This is a genomic window from Novosphingobium sp. IK01 (assembly GCF_033242265.1).
Taxonomy (GTDB): Bacteria; Pseudomonadota; Alphaproteobacteria; order Sphingomonadales; family Sphingomonadaceae; genus Novosphingobium; species Novosphingobium pituita.
In genome coordinates, this window is sequence record NZ_BTFW01000001.1 from 973,331 (window position 1) to 991,219 (window position 17,889).

Annotated in this window: 16 protein-coding genes; 5 read left to right on the forward strand and 11 right to left on the reverse strand. The window is 67.7% G+C overall.

The window, feature by feature from the left end; translation table 11 throughout:
• The first annotated feature begins 101 nt into the window (after window positions 1-101).
• Window positions 102-1,061, forward strand: coding sequence for an alpha/beta hydrolase (locus SBI20_RS04715; RefSeq protein WP_317973960.1), 960 nt, complete (start codon window positions 102-104; stop codon window positions 1,059-1,061).
• Between the two features lie 13 nt (window positions 1,062-1,074).
• Window positions 1,075-1,563, forward strand: coding sequence for an RNA pyrophosphohydrolase (locus SBI20_RS04720; protein ID WP_317973961.1), 489 nt, complete (start codon window positions 1,075-1,077; stop codon window positions 1,561-1,563).
• 79 nt (window positions 1,564-1,642) lie between these two features.
• On the opposite strand, the gene SBI20_RS04725 is transcribed toward SBI20_RS04720, so the two are convergent.
• From SBI20_RS04725 to SBI20_RS04740, 4 genes are all read right to left on the reverse strand, one after another.
• The gene (locus tag SBI20_RS04725; protein WP_317973962.1) at window positions 1,643-2,236 is read right to left on the reverse strand and encodes a hypothetical protein; all 594 of its coding nucleotides are present in this window, start codon (window positions 2,234-2,236) and stop codon (window positions 1,643-1,645) included.
• A 77-nt stretch (window positions 2,237-2,313) separates the two neighbouring features.
• Window positions 2,314-3,495, reverse strand: coding sequence for an RsmB/NOP family class I SAM-dependent RNA methyltransferase (locus SBI20_RS04730; protein WP_317973963.1), 1,182 nt, complete (start codon window positions 3,493-3,495; stop codon window positions 2,314-2,316).
• The gene (guaB, locus tag SBI20_RS04735; RefSeq protein ID WP_317973964.1) at window positions 3,492-4,949 is read right to left on the reverse strand and encodes an IMP dehydrogenase; all 1,458 of its coding nucleotides are present in this window, start codon (window positions 4,947-4,949) and stop codon (window positions 3,492-3,494) included. The genes SBI20_RS04730 and guaB overlap by 4 nt, the downstream gene beginning before the upstream one ends.
• A 66-nt stretch (window positions 4,950-5,015) precedes the next feature.
• Window positions 5,016-6,749, reverse strand: a complete 1,734-nt coding sequence (locus SBI20_RS04740; RefSeq protein ID WP_317973965.1) for a M28 family metallopeptidase — start codon at window positions 6,747-6,749, stop codon at window positions 5,016-5,018.
• A gap of 253 nt (window positions 6,750-7,002) precedes the next feature.
• On the opposite strand from SBI20_RS04740, the gene ypfJ reads away from it, so the two are divergent.
• A complete protein-coding gene (gene ypfJ, locus SBI20_RS04745; protein WP_317973966.1) occupies window positions 7,003-7,929 on the forward strand; it encodes a KPN_02809 family neutral zinc metallopeptidase in 927 nt (308 codons plus the stop codon).
• Between the two features lie 84 nt (window positions 7,930-8,013).
• Window positions 8,014-8,598 (forward strand): hypothetical protein, encoded by a 585-nt coding sequence (locus SBI20_RS04750; RefSeq protein WP_317973967.1) that lies wholly within the window; start codon window positions 8,014-8,016, stop codon window positions 8,596-8,598.
• A gap of 201 nt (window positions 8,599-8,799) precedes the next feature.
• Here the strand turns inward: SBI20_RS04750 and sdhA are convergent, their stop codons facing one another.
• From sdhA to sdhC, 3 genes are read right to left on the reverse strand one after another with little or no spacing between them, the layout of a single operon-like run.
• Window positions 8,800-10,605, reverse strand: coding sequence for a succinate dehydrogenase flavoprotein subunit (sdhA, locus tag SBI20_RS04755; protein WP_317973968.1), 1,806 nt, complete (start codon window positions 10,603-10,605; stop codon window positions 8,800-8,802).
• Window positions 10,606-10,608: 3 nt separating this feature from the next.
• Window positions 10,609-10,992 carry a succinate dehydrogenase, hydrophobic membrane anchor protein gene (gene sdhD / locus SBI20_RS04760; RefSeq protein WP_317973969.1) on the reverse strand — a complete coding sequence of 128 codons (384 nt, stop codon included), beginning with the start codon at window positions 10,990-10,992 and terminating at the stop codon, window positions 10,609-10,611.
• Window positions 10,993-11,029: 37 nt separating this feature from the next.
• On the reverse strand, window positions 11,030-11,455 hold the full coding sequence (sdhC, locus tag SBI20_RS04765) for a succinate dehydrogenase, cytochrome b556 subunit (RefSeq protein ID WP_317973970.1): 426 nt from the start codon (window positions 11,453-11,455) through the stop codon (window positions 11,030-11,032).
• A 267-nt stretch (window positions 11,456-11,722) separates the two neighbouring features.
• Here sdhC and SBI20_RS04770 point away from each other — a divergent pair, with 267 nt between their 5' ends.
• Window positions 11,723-12,691 carry a 50S ribosomal protein L11 methyltransferase gene (locus SBI20_RS04770; protein WP_317973971.1) on the forward strand — a complete coding sequence of 323 codons (969 nt, stop codon included), beginning with the start codon at window positions 11,723-11,725 and terminating at the stop codon, window positions 12,689-12,691.
• A 63-nt stretch (window positions 12,692-12,754) separates the two neighbouring features.
• Here the strand turns inward: SBI20_RS04770 and SBI20_RS04775 are convergent, their stop codons facing one another.
• The 4 genes from SBI20_RS04775 to recN are packed head-to-tail and all read right to left on the reverse strand — an operon-like array spanning window position 12,755 to window position 17,847.
• Window positions 12,755-13,384, reverse strand: coding sequence for a LysE family translocator (locus SBI20_RS04775; RefSeq protein ID WP_317973972.1), 630 nt, complete (start codon window positions 13,382-13,384; stop codon window positions 12,755-12,757).
• A gap of 23 nt (window positions 13,385-13,407) precedes the next feature.
• Complete coding sequence (gene ligA, locus SBI20_RS04780; RefSeq protein WP_317973973.1) at window positions 13,408-15,501, reverse strand: NAD-dependent DNA ligase LigA; 2,094 nt, start codon at window positions 15,499-15,501, stop codon at window positions 13,408-13,410.
• Between the two features lies 1 nt (window position 15,502).
• A complete protein-coding gene (locus SBI20_RS04785; RefSeq protein ID WP_317973974.1) occupies window positions 15,503-16,186 on the reverse strand; it encodes a GNAT family N-acetyltransferase in 684 nt (227 codons plus the stop codon).
• A complete protein-coding gene (gene recN / locus SBI20_RS04790) occupies window positions 16,183-17,847 on the reverse strand; it encodes a DNA repair protein RecN (RefSeq protein WP_317973975.1) in 1,665 nt (554 codons plus the stop codon). The genes SBI20_RS04785 and recN overlap by 4 nt, the downstream gene beginning before the upstream one ends.
• Window positions 17,848-17,889 lie beyond the last annotated feature (42 nt).

Here is a 17,889-nt window from a genome sequence, read left to right on the forward strand (position 1 = left end):
AGCCTGCCCCCTTGCGCGCACCGGTCTTTTTTCTGCGTGGGAACCGTCTGCCCTTGGTCAATCCCTTTTCCTTCACAAGCCCCTTCCTCCCCCAGCCCCCATTGCCCCGCCCGGACGTCCAGCCTTTCCTCGACTATCTGCGTCAGGCCGCTGCCAATGGCATGCCGGGCATTCACCAGATGCCGCTGGTGGCCGCACGGGCCAGCTATGTCGCCATGCAGCAACTGGCCGACCTGCCGCCCGAGCCCTTGGCCGTGATCAGGGATCTGGCCTGCCCCGGCCCGGCCCCCAACTCTGCCGCTAACGCCCCGATCCCGCTGCGCCTCTACGACGCGCGGCCCTCGCGCCCGCCCGGCCCGGCGCTGGTCTTCTATCATGGCGGCGGCTTCGTGCTGGGCGGGCTGGACAGCCACCACAATGTCTGCACCACGATTGCGCGCAGCCTCGACCTGCCGCTGATCGCGGTCGACTACCGGCTCGCCCCCGAACATCCGTTCCCCGCCGCGCCCGACGACGCCGAGGCCGCCGCCCGCTGGATCGCGCAAAGCCCGACCGAGCTGGGCCGGACGATCACCGGCCTCGTGCCCATCGGCGATTCAGCCGGGGGCACGCTGGCGATCGTCGTCACCCAGGCGTTGATGGCACAGCCCGCCGCCGTTCCGGTCGTTGCGCAAGTGCCGATCTATCCGCTCACCGACGAGGCCACCGATCACGCCTCGATGGCGGCCTTTGGCGCCGGGTTCCTGCTGCAATCGGATGTTCTTGAATGGTTTGTGGGCTCTTATCGCCCCCCTTCGGGCGACCCGCGCGCGTTTCCGGTGCACGGCAGGCATGACCAGATGCCCCCCACGGTGCTAGTGACGGCAGGCCTCGATCCGATTCGCGACAGCGGGCGGGTCTATGGCGCCGCCCTGGTGAAGGCCGGGTCCGATGTCCTGTTCCTCGAACGCAAGGGCACGATCCACGGCTTCATCCAGGTTCGCAAGGCGATACCAAGCGCCCAGGCCGATACGGATGCCATCCTGTCGGCCACGCGCCTGGTACTGGACAGTTTGAAATGAGGACCAGAAATCCATGAGTGCGGACCCCTTTGCCGCCCTTCCCTATCGCCCCTGCGTGGGCCTGATGATCGTCAACCCGCAAGGCCGCGTTTTCGTGGGCAAGCGGATCGACAACAAGGAGGGCGACGCCTGGCAGATGCCACAAGGCGGGATCGACGAGGGCGAGGATCTGGTGACGGCGGCCATGCGCGAGCTGTACGAGGAAACCGGGCTGACCGCCGATCACGTGACCGTGCTCGCCCACAGCCGCGAGGAACACCTCTACGACCTTCCCGCCGAACTGCTGGGCAAGCTGTGGAAGGGCAAGTATCGCGGCCAGCGTCAGGCCTGGATGCTGCTGCGTTTCAACGGGCAGGACGCCGACGTGAAGCTCGACGCCCACGATCCGGCCGAATTCTGCGAATGGAAATGGGTCGAGCCCGACCAGCTGGCCGACCTGATCGTGCCGTTCAAGAAGCGCGTCTATCGGCAGGTCGTCGAGGAATTCCGCGCCCTGATCTGAGCAGATGATCTGAGCACATAGCCGGCACTGGCCCCGCACGAGCGGGGCCAGTTGCCCTTGATCTCAGTTGTTTTTGACCTCAGTTGCTCTTTACCGGCGGCTCGGCCTTGATCGCATCGGTCTTGATCGCCTCCCCGCTGGTGTCGGCGGCGACTTCCTTTGCCTCTCCGGTGGCAGCCTGTGCCTGCTTCTGGGCATCGAGCCGGGCCTGCTGCGCGGCCTGCACCTGCGCCTTGCCCAGCGCCGCCTCAAGCGCTGCGGTTTCCTCGCATCCCCGCCCACAGATCCCCTGCAACCGGGTCAGGCTGGCCTTGGCCTTTTCGAGCGCGCCCTTTTCGGCCAGCGCCTCGCCCTCGCCGGCGATCGCGGCCAGATTGTTCGGCTCGCGGTCGAGCACGTCGCGGTAATAGTGGATCGCCTTGCCCTGAAGGCCGGCAGCGCGCGCGGCCTGGCCCAGCGTGATCAGGATGCCCGCATTGGCCGGATCGATCGCCAGCGCGGCCTCAAGGCTGTCGGTCGCATGCTCGACCTCGCCCCTGGCCAGCGCCGAGCGGCCATCCTGCAAGAGCGCCTGCGCGCGCGGATCGATCGGGTCACCGGTTCGTGCCTGCCCCATGCTCCCCGTAACCGCCGCAAGCAGGGACAGTGCGAGGGCGACGGGGGTATAGCGCATCAAAAACTCCTTCAGCCGGGATTGCTCACCCCGGCGATAGACCACTTTCATGGCTGGCCTCATGGCCCGTGGGTCTATCACAGACGCACCAGCCGTGCGAAGAAAAACCCGTCCGTTCCATCGTGATGGGGCGAAAGCCGCCAACCGCCACGGTGCGGGCGGCCCAGCAGCGCTTCAATCGGCTCGGCCCTGAACCCGCGATGGGTCGCCAGAAACGCGGCAAGGCCATCGGCCCCTTCGGCATCGATCAGCGAGCAGGTGATGAACAGCAGCGAGCCGCCCGGCCTGACCAGCCCAGCCGCGACATCGAGGACATGGGCCTGCATGGCCGCATAGCGTTCGATGGTCTTGGGCGTCAGGCGCCAGCGCGCCTCGGGGTTGCGGCGCCATGTGCCCGTGCCCGAACAGGGCGCATCGACCAGCACGGCATCGGCCTGCCCCTGCCAGTCCGACAGGATCTGCGCCTCGCGGCCCGGATCGAGCAGCCGCGTCTCGACCAGCGCGCCTGCACGCTCGGCCCGTGGGGCCAGCCGCGAAAGCCGCGCGCGGTCGATGTCGCAGGCCAGCAGGCGCCCCCGGTTTTCCATCGCGGCGGCCAGTGCCAGCGTCTTGCCGCCAGCCCCGGCGCACAAGTCCACCACGCTCTGCCCCGGCTGGACCGGAAGCGCAGCGCAGGCCAGCTGGCTGCCGGTGTCCTGAACCTCGAACAGCCCTTCCCCGAAGGCCTCCCAGCTTTCCGCCGGGGTGCCCAGTGGCAGGCGCAAGCCATGGGGCGCGGCGGTCCGTTCCGCCGCGACCGGCAGGCGCGCCATCAAGGCCTCGCGGTCGATTTTCAGGGTGTTCGCCCGCAAGTCGAGCGGCGCGCGGTCGAGCAGGGCGGCCTGTTCCGCCTCGTCGAGGCCCGAAGCCGCCATGGCCTGCGCCAGCCACGCGGGCAGCACCCCGCCCTGCGCCACCGGCTCTCCGGGCACGATCGCCGCCGGGCCATAGGTCGACCCGTCGAACAACCCCGCCAGCGCGCCATCGGCCTGCGCCAGACGCAGCATGGCCGCCCGACCGGATGGGGGAATATCGCCACAGGCGCGGATCGCCGCCCACGCCAGCTCGCGGATCGCGCGGCGATCCTTCGAGCCGACGAAGCGGCGCTGGCGGAACCACTCGGCGGCGAGGCGGTCCGCCGAAGCTCCCCCCCCACGCGCCGCAGCGATGACCTGATCCAGAATGTCGATCGCGGCCTGGACCCGCGCAGCCGGGGTCACCGGGTCGGGTAGTTGGGCGCTTCGCGGGTGATCGTCACGTCGTGGACGTGGCTTTCCTTGAGGCCCGCATTGGTGATGCGCACGAACTTGGCGTTCTTGCGCAGATGCTCGATCGTGCCGCTGCCGGTATAGCCCATGGCGGCCTTGATCCCGCCGACCAGCTGGTGGACGACATCCTTGGCCGGGCCCTTGTAGGGCACCTGGCCTTCGATCCCTTCGGGCACCAGCTTCATCGAATCCTTGATGTCCTGCTGGAAGTAGCGGTCGGCCGAGCCGCGCGCCATCGCGCCGACCGAACCCATGCCGCGATAGGCCTTGTAGGCCCGGCCCTGATAGATGAAGGTTTCGCCCGGCGCTTCCTCGGTCCCGGCCAGCATCGAGCCGATCATGATCGAGCTGGCGCCCGCCGCCAGGGCCTTGGCCGCATCGCCCGACGTGCGCAGGCCGCCATCGCCGATCACCGGCACGCCCGACTTTTCAGCTTCCGCCGCGCATTCCATGATCGCCGTCAGCTGCGGCACGCCCACGCCCGCCACGATGCGGGTGGTGCAGATCGAGCCGGGCCCGATGCCCACCTTGATGCCGTCGGCCCCAGCGTCAATCAGCGCGCGGGTGGCTTCGGCGGTAGCGACATTGCCGGCGATCACCTGCACGGTGTCGGACAGCTTCTTGGCCGCCTCGACCGCGAGGGCGACCTGGCGGTTGTGGCCATGGGCGGTGTCGATGATGATCACGTCACACTCGGCCTCGACCAGCGCGGTCGTGCGGGCCAGACCCTTTTCACCCACGGTCGATGCTGCCGCCACGCGCAGGCGCCCGGCGCTGTCCTTGGTGGCATTGGGATAGGTCACCGACTTCTCGATGTCCTTCACCGTGATCAGGCCGATGCAGTGATAGGCATCGTCGACCACCAGCAGCTTTTCGATGCGGCGCTGATGCAGCAGGCGGCGCGCCTCGTCGCCCGTGGTGCCCAGGCGAACCGTCGCGAGGTTGTCGCTGGTCATCAGTTCGCGCACGGGCTGCAAGGGGTTGGCGGCAAAGCGCACGTCGCGGTTGGTCAGGATGCCGACCAGCTTGCCACCGGCCTCGACCACGGGAATGCCGCTGATGCGGTTCGCGCTCATCAGCGCCTGCGCCTCGCCCAGCGTGGCGTCGGGGGCGATGGTGATCGGGTTGACGACCATGCCGCTTTCATAGCGCTTGACCGCGCGCACGGCGGCGGCCTGTTCCTCGATCGTCAGGTTGCGGTGCAACACGCCGATCCCGCCCAGCTGGGCCATGACGATGGCCATGTCGGCCTCGGTCACGGTGTCCATCGCCGAGGAGAGCACGGGGATGTTGAGCGCGATGCCCTTGGTCAGGCGCGTGCGGGTGTCAGCCTGCGAAGGCAGGATGTCTGACTCGGCCGGACGCAGCAAAACGTCGTCGAAGGTCAGGCCGAGAGGGATTTCCATGATAACTGCCACTTTCTGTCCGGGGAGAATCGTGGCGGCCCATGTAATCAAGCCCGCCGCGAATGGCTAGGGGTTTTGCGGCTGCTCATGCCGCTTATCCCCATCCCTCCCTGCGCCATCGCGCCCGGCATGGCCGGGATAGCGCCGCAGATCGGCAAAATCGCGCACCAGTTCGGTGTTGATCCGCACATCGTCGGCCAGCCCCGCATAGTCAACCTTGTCGGGCGTATCGGCAGGCGTGTGATAGGCCCCGGCCATGAACGCGCCCAGCCGCACCGGATCGGCATAGCTGTTGCTCACCATCATCGCGGGCACATCGTGCTGGATCAGCGCCCAGCTGTCCTGCCGCCGGACATAGGCATTGGGGCCCGTTTCAGCGCCGCCTTCGTCCTCCTCGGGCACCAGACGGCGCCGCATGCCCGCCAGCACGCGCGCCACTTCCCCGTCGATCCCGGTCATCCCGCGCCCGACGATGGCCACCGGGCCACCGGGCGGGACCAGCCCCGTGCTGTCGACATTGAAGGCCGCCACGATCCGGTCGAGCGGCAGCGGCGGGTTTTCGGCAAAGGCCTGCGCGCCCAGCAACCCCAGTTCCTCGCCCGTCGTCGCCACGACATAGACATCGCGGTCGAGCTGGTGCTGCGGCCCGGCGCCGACAATCTGGCGCGCCACTTCGGTGATCGCGGCCAGCCCGCTGGCATTGTCCACCGCCCCCGGACAGATCCGCCCCTGCCCGTCGCAGACCCCGAAATGATCCCAATGGGCCATCAGCACGACGGCCCCGGCCTCGGGATGACGGCCCGGTATCCGTCCGATCAGGTTGTGCGTGCGCACGCGGGTCTGCGTGCTGGTCGCTTCGAGGGTGACACTCACCCCGGTCACGCGGGGCACGAAATCGTCCTGGTCGGCCTCGTGCGTCCAGGCGGCCAGCGCAGCTCCGGGCGCCGCCGCGCTGCCCCCCAGCAGGCGGTCGGCCAGTGCGGGCGTCACAAAGGCCTCGATCTCGTTGTCGACCCGCTCCCCGGCCAGCGAATAGCCCGCCTTGCGCCGCCGGGCGGCGACATCGGCCAGCGTGCGCTCGCCATCGAGCACGGTGATCACCGCCATGGCCCCGGCATCGAGCAGCCGCCCGACCACTTGTGCATGGCTGGGCGGCACAGCCTCCGCAGCGTCCCCCGCGCTCTTGCGGCGCCAGAACCAGCCCACCCGCCCGCCGCGCCCTGCCGCCGTGCCTCCCGCCATACCTGCCGCCGGGGACGCGGGCGTATCGAGCACCAGCGCCACCCGCCCGGCCAGTTCGGTCCGCGCCGGGATCGTGCCATGCCCCACGAACAGGACCGGAGCCCCTTCGACCAGATTGCGCAGGCCCGAGGTATAGACGAAGACTTCCCCCTCCTCGCTCACCAGATGATGGCGCCCGCGCATGAAACTCGCGCGCGAAAGCACCGGCGCCCGCGCGATCAGGTCAACGGGCGCGAACCACGGGCTGCCGGGCAGATTGGTGCCCGATTCCAGCCCCATGCCGAACCATTGGCGGACCAGATAATGCAGGGTCTGCGTTTCGCCCTCGGTCCCCGGACGGCGCCCGCCGAAAGCCGGGCTGGACAGCGTCTCGACATGGCCGCGCAGCACCGCGTCGAGTGAAGATGCCTCGGAATGCGCCGGTTCGGCACTGCGATGCGTCGCTCCCGCAAGCAGCGGCAGGGCCAGCAGGGTCGCGGCCAGACGCGCGCCCGCCGCCGGGCGCCACGCCCGCCCCCCAAAGGACAGGGGGCTCCAGCACGCCCTTGCTCGTTTCATCGAAGCCCCCAGCCGTTTCATCGCAGACCCATTGCTGACAAACCGCACAGCCCCGCGCAAGTTCCCAAACCCGAAAGCACGATGAACCGCATCGATCTGGGGAAAAAAATGCGTTTCTACGGCACTTTGTCGGGTACGGGGCCCGATGCGGGCCCAATGCGGACGGGATGCGGGAACGATCGGACGCGCAACGGCTTGCAAAACCGGCTATTGAAGCGCCACCCAACCCCGGCAAGGAAAGCACGAGAAGGCCATGCGGCTCGACGACTACGACGACTCCATCAATGTGGAAGACCAGCGCGGCAGCGGCGGCGGCGGGTTCCCGCTGGGCGGTGGCGGCGGTGGCGGGGGCTTCCCGCTCGGCCTGATCCTGAGCCTCGTCGGCTCGCGCTTCGGGCTGGTGGGGGTTTTGCTGGTGGGCGGCGCGGCGCTCCTGCTGGGCGGGCTGCCCGGCCTGATGGGCGGAGGATCAGAGAGCCAGATCGGCGGAACACCGGCCTATCAAACCGCCCCGGCCAGCGGGGAAAGCCTCAAACAGGCCTGCAACGTCAACGCCTACAGCCATGAAAGCTGCAACGCGCTCTCCTCGCTCGACAAGACATGGAAGCCGCTGATGGCCGCGCAAGGGGTGCCCTTCCGCGCGCCCAAGCTGGTGTTCTATTCGCGTCAGGGTTCCTCGGGCTGCGGCGCGGCGCAAAGCGCGATGGGGCCGTTCTACTGCCCGAGCGACCAGGGCATCTACATCGACACCGATTTCTACACCGAACTCGACAAGAAGCTGGGCGCCGGCGGCGACTTTGCCCGCATCTATGTCATCGCCCACGAATTTGGCCACCATATCCAGAAGCTGACGGGCACCTCCGACAAGGTCACGCAGGCCCAGCGCGCCAATCCGGGCGCGGCCAATGCGCTGTCGGTCCGGCTCGAACTCCAGGCCGATTGCTATGCCGGGGTCTGGGCCGCGCGCAACCGTTCGCGGATCGAACCCGGCGATGTCGAGGAAGGCCTCCACGCCGCCCACCAGATCGGTGACGACACCCTGATGAAGAGCGCCGGTCGCACGCCGGTCGAAGCGGCCTTCACCCATGGCAGTTCGGCCCAGCGCATGGCCTGGTTGCGCAAGGGCCTCGACAGCGGCGACCCGGCCCAGTGCGACACCTTTGCCACGGGCGCCCTCTGAACCGGCACGAGGTGCTTGACGGTCTGGAACAATCGGGTCTCTCCTGCGTAGTGTCGCAAGAGACCCTTCCGGAGTTTTTTCCAGATGTTCCAGACCCATACCCTCGCTCGTGCAATGCTTGCCGGTGCGCTGGGGACGCTTGCCATGGCCACGACCCCGGCCATCGCGCAAACCGCCGTCGCACCCAAGGACGCGAATGTCGGCGATGTGGCAACAACCCCCCTCGAAACGCTCAACCTCAAGAAGGAGGATATCCCCCCCCTCCTCCTTCAGGCCCGGCAGGCCCCCTATTCGCTCGTCGGCCTCAAATCCTGCGCCGCGCTCTCCGATGAAGTGCGCAAGCTCGACGCCGTTCTGGGCGACGACATCGACGTCAGCGACTACAGCCAGAAAGTCCTGCGCGTGGGCAACACCGCCAAGTCCATCGTCGGCTCGCTGATCCCCTTCAACGGCATCATCCGGCAGGTTTCGGGCGCCAACGAATCGCAGCGCCAGTGGCAGGTCGCGCTCTATGCCGGCACCGCCCGCCGCGCGTTTCTCAAGGGCACCGGCCTTGCCCGTGGCTGCCCCTACCCGGCCCGCCCGGCCCGTGCTTCGGATTACGAGCTTTTGCGCGCGCAGCGCGATGCCCAGGCTCAGCAGGCTGCCGAGGGCAAGCGGCGGCGCTGATCTATGCGCCGTTTAAAAGCATTGAAGAACAAGGGATAACGTAGGGGGCAAGGCCCCCTGCACCCCATTGGCTTTGGATGGGGCAGTGCAAATGGCACTGTTCGGCATGGCTACTGGCGCCTGTTTCCGAACAGCACACAAAAAGGGCCGGAGTCCTGAGGACTCCGGCCCTTTTTGTGTGGGCCACAGGCGCCGCGTGGATCAGTACACGCGGGCCTTGGGCTTGATGTACGAAGCATCGTCGGTCAGCGTGTATTCGTGGACCGGACGGTAGTCGAGACGGATCGAACCGCCCTTGCCGCCCCAGCCGTCGAACCAGCTCACGGTGTGCTTCATCCAGTTGGCGTCGTCGCGGGTCGGGAAGTCCTCGTGCGCATGGGCGCCGCGGCTTTCCTTGCGGTTGTGCGCCGAATGCATCGTCACCGAAGCCTGCGCGATCAGGTTGTCGAGTTCCAGCGTTTCCACCAGGTCCGAGTTCCAGATCAGCGAGCGGTCGGTCACCCCGATGTCCTGCATCGAAGCATAGATGTCGGTCAGCTTGTGCTTGCCTTCGGCCATCAGTTCGTCAGTGCGGAACACCGCGGCGTGCTGGCTCATCGCGCGCTGCATCTCGGTGCGGATCTTGGCCGTGGGCAGCGAGCCCTTGGCATTGCGGAAGTGATCCAGACGCGAGAGCGCGAGGTCGGCGCTGTCCTTGGGCAGCGAGGCATGGGCCGAACCGGGCTTGATCAGTTCCTTGAGGCGCAGGCCGGTCGCACGGCCGAACACCACGAGGTCGATCAGCGAGTTCGAGCCGAGGCGGTTGGCGCCATGGACCGACACGCAGGCCGCTTCACCCACCGCGAACAGACCCGGCACCACCGTCTCGGGGTTGCCGTCCGCGCCCAGCGTCATGACTTCGCCATGATAGTTGGTCGGGATGCCGCCCATGTTGTAGTGGACGGTCGGCACCACCGGCAGCGGCTGGCGGGTCAGGTCGACACCGGCAAAGATCTTGCCGCTCTCGGTGATGCCCGGCAGGCGCTCGGCCAGAACCTTGGAATCGATGTGGTCGAGGTGCAGGAAGATGTGGTCCTTGTGGGGACCAACGCCGCGCCCTTCACGGATTTCCATCGCCATCGAGCGCGAAACGACGTCGCGGCTGGCCAGATCCTTGGCCGAAGGGGCATAGCGTTCCATGAAACGCTCGCCTTCGGAGTTGGTCAGGTAGCCGCCTTCGCCGCGTGCGCCTTCGGTGATCAGCACGCCCGCGCCGTAAATGCCGGTCGGGTGGAACTGCACGAATTCCATGTCCTGAAGCGGCAGGCCGGCACGCAGAACCATGCCGCCACCGTCGCCGGTGCAGGTATGGGCCGAAGTGGCGGTGAAGTAGCAGCGGCCATAGCCGCCCGTCGCCAGAACCACGGCATGGCCGCGGAAACGGTGGATCGAACCGTCATCGAGGCACAGCGCGATCACGCCACGGCACACGCCGTTTTCCATGATCAGGTCGATGGCGAAATATTCGATGAAGAAGTCCGCGTCGTACTTCAGGCTCTGCTGGTAGAGTGCGTGAAGCATGGCGTGGCCGGTACGGTCGGCCGCGGCGCACGTGCGCTGGACCGGCGGGCCTTCGCCCATGTTCTGCATGTGGCCGCCGAACGGACGCTGGTAGATCGTGCCGTCCGCGTTGCGGCTGAAGGGCACGCCCGCGTGTTCGAGTTCGTAGACCGCCGCAGGGGCTTCACGCACCATGTATTCGATGGCGTCCTGGTCGCCCAGCCAGTCCGACCCCTTGACGGTGTCGTACATGTGCCAGGTCCAGTGATCGGGCGTGTTGTTCTGGAGCGAGGCGGCAATGCCGCCCTGCGCCGCCACGGTGTGCGAACGGGTCGGGAAGACCTTGGTGATGCACGCGGTACGCAGGCCCGCCTGGGCCGACCCCATCGTGGCGCGAAGGCCCGAGCCACCCGCGCCGACAACGATGGTGTCGTAGGTATGGTCGATGATCTTGTAGGCAGAAGACATGGCTCAGGCGCCCCCGAGTGCGATGCGGATGATCGAGACGATGCCGAACACGGCAGCGGCGGCGGGCACGAAGTTCACGAGCAACCAGGCCGCAACCTTGCCGCCTTCCTCGTGAATGTAGTCTTCGAGCATGACCTGCACGCCCAGGCGCGCATGATAGAGGGTGTTGACCACCAGCAGGACCAGCAGGGTCGCGCTCAGCGGACGGGCCGCCCACGTGTGAAGCGTGGCATAGTCGTGCGCCGGCAGCAGGGCCAGGCTGACACCCAGGAAAGGCAGGAGAACGAGGTTGCCCACCGCCGTCAGGCGCTGAGCAAGCCAGTGGTGCGAGCCCTTGTGGCTGGAACCCAGCCCGCGCACGCGACCGATCGAAGTGCCGTTACCCATGGAACCTCCGATAACAGGAAACGAGGGTGCCCGCGCCTTACAGCGCGAGGACAAGACCCCAGAACACCAGGGTCAGGCCGACCGAGGCAATCAGCGTGAAGACCGACCAGCGGGCATTGGTCGACAGCTCGTAGCCGACGCCAATGTCGAGCACGAGGTGGCGGATGCCGGTGGCCGCGTGCTGGAAGAAGGCCCAGGTCAGGCCGACCAGCACGATCTTGCCCAGAACAGCGGTGCAGGCCGAAAGGCCGCCAGCAGCGCCGGTCCAGACATAGGTCATGAAGGTTTCATAGGAATCGGGTCCACCAGCGATGGCACCAAGCCACCAGAGCAGAAGCGAAAGCCCCACGAACGTGAGGCCATTGCCCGTCACGCGGTGGAGGATCGAGACCAGCATCGCCGGTCCCCAACGCCAGATTTGAAGGTGCGGCGAAAGTGGCCGGTTGCTGCGCGCCAGCGCCATGGAACTTCCCCTTCTTCTCGCAAAGGTGACCGGCAGTTGTGTAGCCGGTCGGGATGAGTCGCTATTAGTCGAAATGCCCCCGTGCGCAAGCAGTCGAAGGCCCTGAAACGAATTCGTATGCCCTTCTGCGTCATTTCCTGTGCTCAAACATCAGCAAATGCGAACTAATATCAAATAAAGCACCGAACTGGCGCTATTTTCGCGCCTTCCCCCGCCTTCCCCCAAGATCACTTGCCAAGCCCCGCCCATCGCAGCAAAGACCCCGCCATGAGCTGGAAAATCACCTTCTACGCCCCCCGCGCCGTGGTTCAGGCTGCCCTGATCGCCCACGAGGACATGTTCGACTGGGATCCCGACATCGTCATCGCGGGCAGCGAGATCGCCGAGGACAAGCCCGAGGACTGGCAGCTTGAAGCCTGGCTCGCCAACGAACCCGACGACGCCGCGCGCGCCGCGCTCACTGCCCTGTTCGAGACCGAATCCGGCACCTGCGCCCCCGCGATGATCGAGGAAGAGCTGGAAGACCAGGACTGGGTCACGCTCAGCCAGCAGGGCGTCGAGCCGATCCACGAAGGCCCGTTCTACGTCCACACCCCCGAATACCCGGACAGCGACGATCCGGCCTTGCGCAACTTCCTGATCCCCACCAGCCAGGCCTTCGGCACCGGCCAGCACGCGACAACCGCCGGGTGCCTGGCCATGCTCGCCCACATGAAGGCCCATGGCGCCGTCGTGCGCAATCTTGCCGACATCGGCACGGGCACGGGCCTGCTCGCCTTTGCCGGGCTTCATCTCTGGCCCGGCGCGCGCGCCATCGCCAGCGACATCGACGCGGTCTGCGCCCCGGTGGTGGTCACGAATGCGCAAGCCAACGGCGTTCCGCTCGGCGATGGTCCGGGCAAGCTTGCGATGGTGGTCGCAGCCGGCATGGACCATCCGCTGCTCCAGCTCTCGGCCCCTTACGACCTGCTGATCGCCAATATCCTGGCCGGGCCCCTGATCGAACTGGCCCCGCACTTTGCCGCCGCCGTCGCGCCGGGCGGTCATGTCCTGCTCGCCGGGCTGCTGGCCACGCAGGAAAAGGCCGTGCGCGCCGCCTATGCCCGCGCCGGCTTGCGTCTGGCCGCCCGCACGGTGCGCGGCGACTGGTCGATCCTCTGGCTGCGCCGCCGCCCCAGCCCGCGTATCCGCGCGACCAAGACCGGACCGCTGCCTGCCTGGTCGCAAAAGTGGTGATCTGAAACCCCGGTGGAGGGCGCAGGATCAGGTCCGGCGCCCTCCCCGATCACATCCGGCAACTCAGCCCCGGCTCCCCACGATCGCCAGCCCGAACGCGACAAAGATCGCCCCGGTCACCCGGTTGAACCAGCGCCTTGGCCCCTCGCGCATCAGGACCCCGGCCATCGAACGCCCGCCCAGCGCATAGAGCAGGTAGGAGCTGACCTCGATCATCCCGAACGTGACGACCAGAATCGCAAACTGAAGCACCTTGGGCTGCGCCGGATCGATGAACTGCGGCAGAAAGGCCCCGGCAAAAAGCAGGGCCTTGGGATTGCTGATCCCGATCAGGAAGCCGGTGCGGAACAGGTGCAAGGGCGAAGGCACCTGAACCGGCCCATCCGCAGCGGCCAGATCGATGGGCGCCGTATCAGCCCGCCACGAGCGATAACCCAGATAGAGCAGATAGCCCGCCCCCACGATCTTGAGCGCGAGAAACACGCCGGGAAAGGCCACCAGCACCGCCGAAAGCCCCGCCGCCGAGAGCGTGAGCAAGGTCAGCACCGCGAGGAAACATCCGCTCATCGCCAGCATCGCCCGGCCAAAGCCGAGCGTGACGCTGCGCGACATGACATGGAGCATATTGGGCCCCGGCGAGGTCGAAATAAAGAACACGGTGACCACGTAGAGCCACCAGGTATGCCACGCCATCGCCAAAACTCCCCTTTTTGCCGCTACCCCGCCGCGCGCACGATGTCCGCCCAGGCCGCCTCGTCGATCACCTCGATGCCCAGTTCGGCAGCCTTCTTGAGCTTCGAGCCCGCCCCCGGCCCGGCCACGATCAGGTCGGTCTTCGGCGAGACGGAGCCTGCCGCCCGTGCACCCAAAGCCTCGGCCTGGGCCTTGGCCTCGTCGCGGCTCATCGTTTCGAGCTTGCCGGTAAAGACCACCGTCTTGCCCGCCACCGCGCTCGCGCGCGTCTCGACGATATAGTCGGGCGGCGTCACTTCCGACAAGAGATCATCCCAGACCGCGCGGTTGTGCGCCTCGTGGAAGAAATCGCCCAGCGCCTCGACCACCACCGGCCCGACGCCGTCGATGCCCAGCAGTTCGCCGCGCGCGTCTTCGTCGCCAGCCTGGTCACCATCCCCATGCGCCCGCTCGGCCACGGCCCGCAAGGCCGGCAGCGTCACGAACCGCTTCATCAGGTCGCGCGCGGTCACCGCGCCGACATGGCGGATGCCCAGCCCGAACAGCAGCCGCGCCGCATCGGGCGTGCGCTTGGCCTCGATTGCGGCGATCAGGTTGTCGACCGACTTGTCCTTCCAGCCCTCGCGCCCGACGATCTCGTCGCGCCGCTTGCGCAGGCGGAAGATGTCCGCCGGGCTTTCCAGCCAGCCCAGCGCGAAGAATTCGGCGATGGTCTTCTCGCCCAGCCCCTCGATATCGAGCGCGGCGCGGCTGACGAAGTGCTTGAGGCGCTCGGTCCGCTGCGCCGGGCAGACCAGACCGCCGGTGCAGCGCACGTCGACCTCGCCCTCCTCGGCCACGGCCTCGCTGCCGCATTCGGGGCAATGATCGGGGAACACGAAGGCCGGGCGTTCTTCCTCGCGCGTCGTGTTTTCAACCACTTGCGGGATGACATCGCCAGCGCGTTGCAAGACCACGCGGTCCCCCACGCGCACGCCCAGACGGGCGATTTCGTCGCGGTTGTGCAGCGTGACATTGGTGACCGTCACCCCGCCCACCAACACGGGCGCAAGCCGCCCTACCGGGGTCAGCTTGCCGGTGCGGCCCACCTGAATGTCGATGGCCTCCAGCGTGGTTTCGGCGCGCTCGGCGGGAAACTTGTGGGCCATGCCCCAGCGCGGCGCCTTGGCGACAAAGCCCAGCCGCTTCTGCCATTCAAGGCTGTCGACCTTGTAGACGACGCCATCAATATCATACGGCAAATCAGGCCTTTGCACCTGGATCGCGCGATAATGGGCGAGCATCTGCGCGACATCCTCGCACCGCACCAGCAGCGGCGAAACCGGCACGCCCCAGCGCGCGATCACCTGCATCACGCCGAACTGGGTTTCAGCCGGAACCGCGCTCGCCGCGCCCCAGCCATGGGCCCAGAAGCGCAAGGGGCGGCTGGCGGTCACGCTGGCGTCCTTCTGGCGCAGCGATCCGGCAGCGGCATTGCGCGGATTGGCGAAAGTCTTGTCGCCACGCTCTTCCTGCGCGGCATTGAGCGCGAGGAAATCGGCCTTGGCCATGAAGACCTCGCCCCGGATCTCGAACACGGCGGGCGGCACTTCGCCCGGTGCCATCGCAAGTTTCTGCGGTATATCCTTGATATGGGCGACATTGGGCGTCACGTCCTCGCCCACCTGCCCGTCGCCGCGCGTTGCCGCACGGACAAGCACGCCATCCTCGTAGCGCAGCGAGCACGAGAGCCCGTCGATCTTGTCCTCGGCGGTCATCGCCACGGGTTCATCGGCGGGCAACGCCAGAAAGCGCCGGACACGCGCGACGAATTCCTCGACTTCCTCGTCGGTAAAGGCGTTGTCGAGGCTCATCATGCGAACCTCGTGGGTCACCTTGCCCAAGGGCGAGGCGGAAACTTCGAAGCCGACACTGCGCGAGGGGCTGTCGGCACGGACGAGATGGGGAAAGGCCGCTTCCAGCTCGGCATTGCGGCGCACGAGGGCGTCGAACTCGGCGTCGGAAATCTCCGGCTCGTCCTGCGCGTGATAGCGGCGGTTGTGATGGGCGATCTGCCGTGCCAGCCGCATCAGCTCGTTGGCTGCCGCCGCTTCATCCAGATTTGCCGGATCGCTCATTTCACGTTTTTCCCAGTATCGTCGCAACCAATCGCTGCCGGATACGCAATCCGAGGGCTTCGTAAAGCCGGATCGCCCCCTGATTATCGGCATAACTGTGGAGGAACGGCACATCGCCGCGCGCGAGGAACCCGGTCATCACATGTCCGATCAGCCGCGCGGCATGGCCGGCCCCGCGAAATTCGGGCCATGTCGCCACCCCGCTCACTTCGGCAAAGCCGGGGGCCGGGCGCATCCGCGCGCCCGCCATCGCCGCCAGACGGCCATCGGGCGCACGGATGCCATAGAACTGGCCATAGCGCCATGTTTCGGGGCCCCAGGGGCCGGGTTTTGTCGCAAGGGCCAGCGCGGTCATCTCGGGCACGTCGGCCTCGCCCAAGGGCACGATTTCGGGCCCCGTTCGCGCACTGGCGGGCAGCGGCCCATCGGCGATCATCTGGACCAGTTCGGCCCGGCGCTGGACGACAAGGCCGGGCGGCGCGGGGGCACCCTCGGGCTCGACCAGCCAGATCGTATCGGCCGGATCGACGAGCAGGCGGACCAGATCGGCCTCGCCGCCGGGCGGGGCCGCCGCAAACGGGCCATAGGAGGGGGCAATGCGCAGCGCCTGTCCGGCGCGGCGCGCGAGCGCGGCCTGCGGCCCGGTCAGCGCATGCCACACGGGGCGGTCGAGAGGGTGGTTCATGCCTGTTCCAGCAAACGGTCGGCCTGGGCGCGGGCCTCGTCGGTGACTTCGGCGCCCGAGAGCATCCGCGCGATTTCTTCCTTGCGTTCGCCCTTGTCGAGCATCGTGACAGCCGTGCGCGTGACCGTCCCCTCGCTCGACTTGGCGATCAGGAAATGGGCGCCCCCGCGCGCGGCCACTTGCGGGCTGTGGGTCACGGCGAGCAATTGCCCGCCCTGTGCCAGCCGGGCGAGGCGTTCGCCGATGGCGCTGGCCACGGCGCCGCCCACGCCCCGGTCGATCTCGTCGAAGATGACCGTGGCAGCGCCGCCTTCCTCGGCCAGCGCGACCTTGAGCGCGAGAATGAAGCGCGACAATTCGCCCCCCGAAGCGATCTTGCCCAGCGGGGCGAAATCGCTGCCCGGATTGGTCGAGATCAAGAATTCGACACCATCGACACCCTGCGGCCCCCAGCGATCCTCGGGCAGGCGGACGACAGCGGTGTGGAAGCGCGCTGCATCGAGCCGCAGCGGCGCCAGTTCGGCGGCCACCGCCTTGTCGAGCCGCCGCGCGGCCTCCGCGCGCTGGACCGAGAGCGTCTCGGCCTTGGCGCGATAATCGAGCCCGGCATCCATGGCCTGACGGGCCAGCCCTGCGATCCGCGCCTCGCCGCCCTCGATGGCGTCGAGCGCAGTCTGCAAGGCCTCGCGCCGGGCGGGCAGTTCGTCGACCGTGCAGCCGTGCTTGCGTGCGGCGGCGCGCAAGTCGAACAGGCGGGTCTCGATCCGGTCGAGCAGGGCCGGGTCATGGGCCAGCGCCTCGGCAGCGGCGGCCAGCTTGTCTTCGGCCTCCCCCGCTTCGATGATCGCGCGGTCGAGCGCTTCGAGCGCCTCGGTCAGCAACGGATGTTCGCCCGCGATCCGGTCGAGCCGCCGCGCCGCGCTGCGCAAGGCGTCCAGCGGCGAATCCGGGCCCGACCAGACCTGATCAAGCGCGGCCAGATCGCCCGAGAGCCGCTCGCCCTTTTGCATGCCCGAGCGCTGGAGCGCGAGGTCTTCCTCCTCCCCCGGCTTGGGGGCGAGGCTGTCGAGTTCGGCAAGGTGCGCGGTGATGAGGTCCTGTTCGGCCACGGCGGCAGCCAGATGGGCGCGGGCCTGTGCCAGCGCGATTTCCGCTTTGCGCCATATCTCCCACGCAGACTGGACCGCGGCGCTTTCCGCGCGGGCATAGCGGTCGAGCAGCAGGCGGTGTCCGCGCGCGTTGACCAGCCCGCGATCATCGTGCTGGCCATGGAGTTCGACAAGGAAGCGCGCCAGATCGCGCAGCAGCGCAACGCCCACGGGCTGGTCGTTGATCCACGCCCGGCTTCCCCCGTCGGCCTTCAGGCGGCGGCGGATGAGCAGCGGTTCGCCCGCCTCCCACGCGATTTCGGCCTCTTCGAGCAGGGCCGCGACGCCTTCGGGCCGCACGGCGAATTCGAAAGTGGCGGTCACGCTCGCCTGATCCGTGCCTGTGCGCACGAGGCCGCTGTCGGCCCGGTCGCCCAGAATCAGCCCCAACGAATCCAGCAGGATCGATTTGCCCGCCCCGGTCTCGCCGGTGAGAACGCCCAGACCGCCCGGAAATGCGAGGTCGAGCGCCTCGATCAGGACGACATTACGGATGGAAAGCCCGGTCAGCATTCGATTGTGTCTAATGCCTGCGCGGCTCCGCGTCACCCCCAA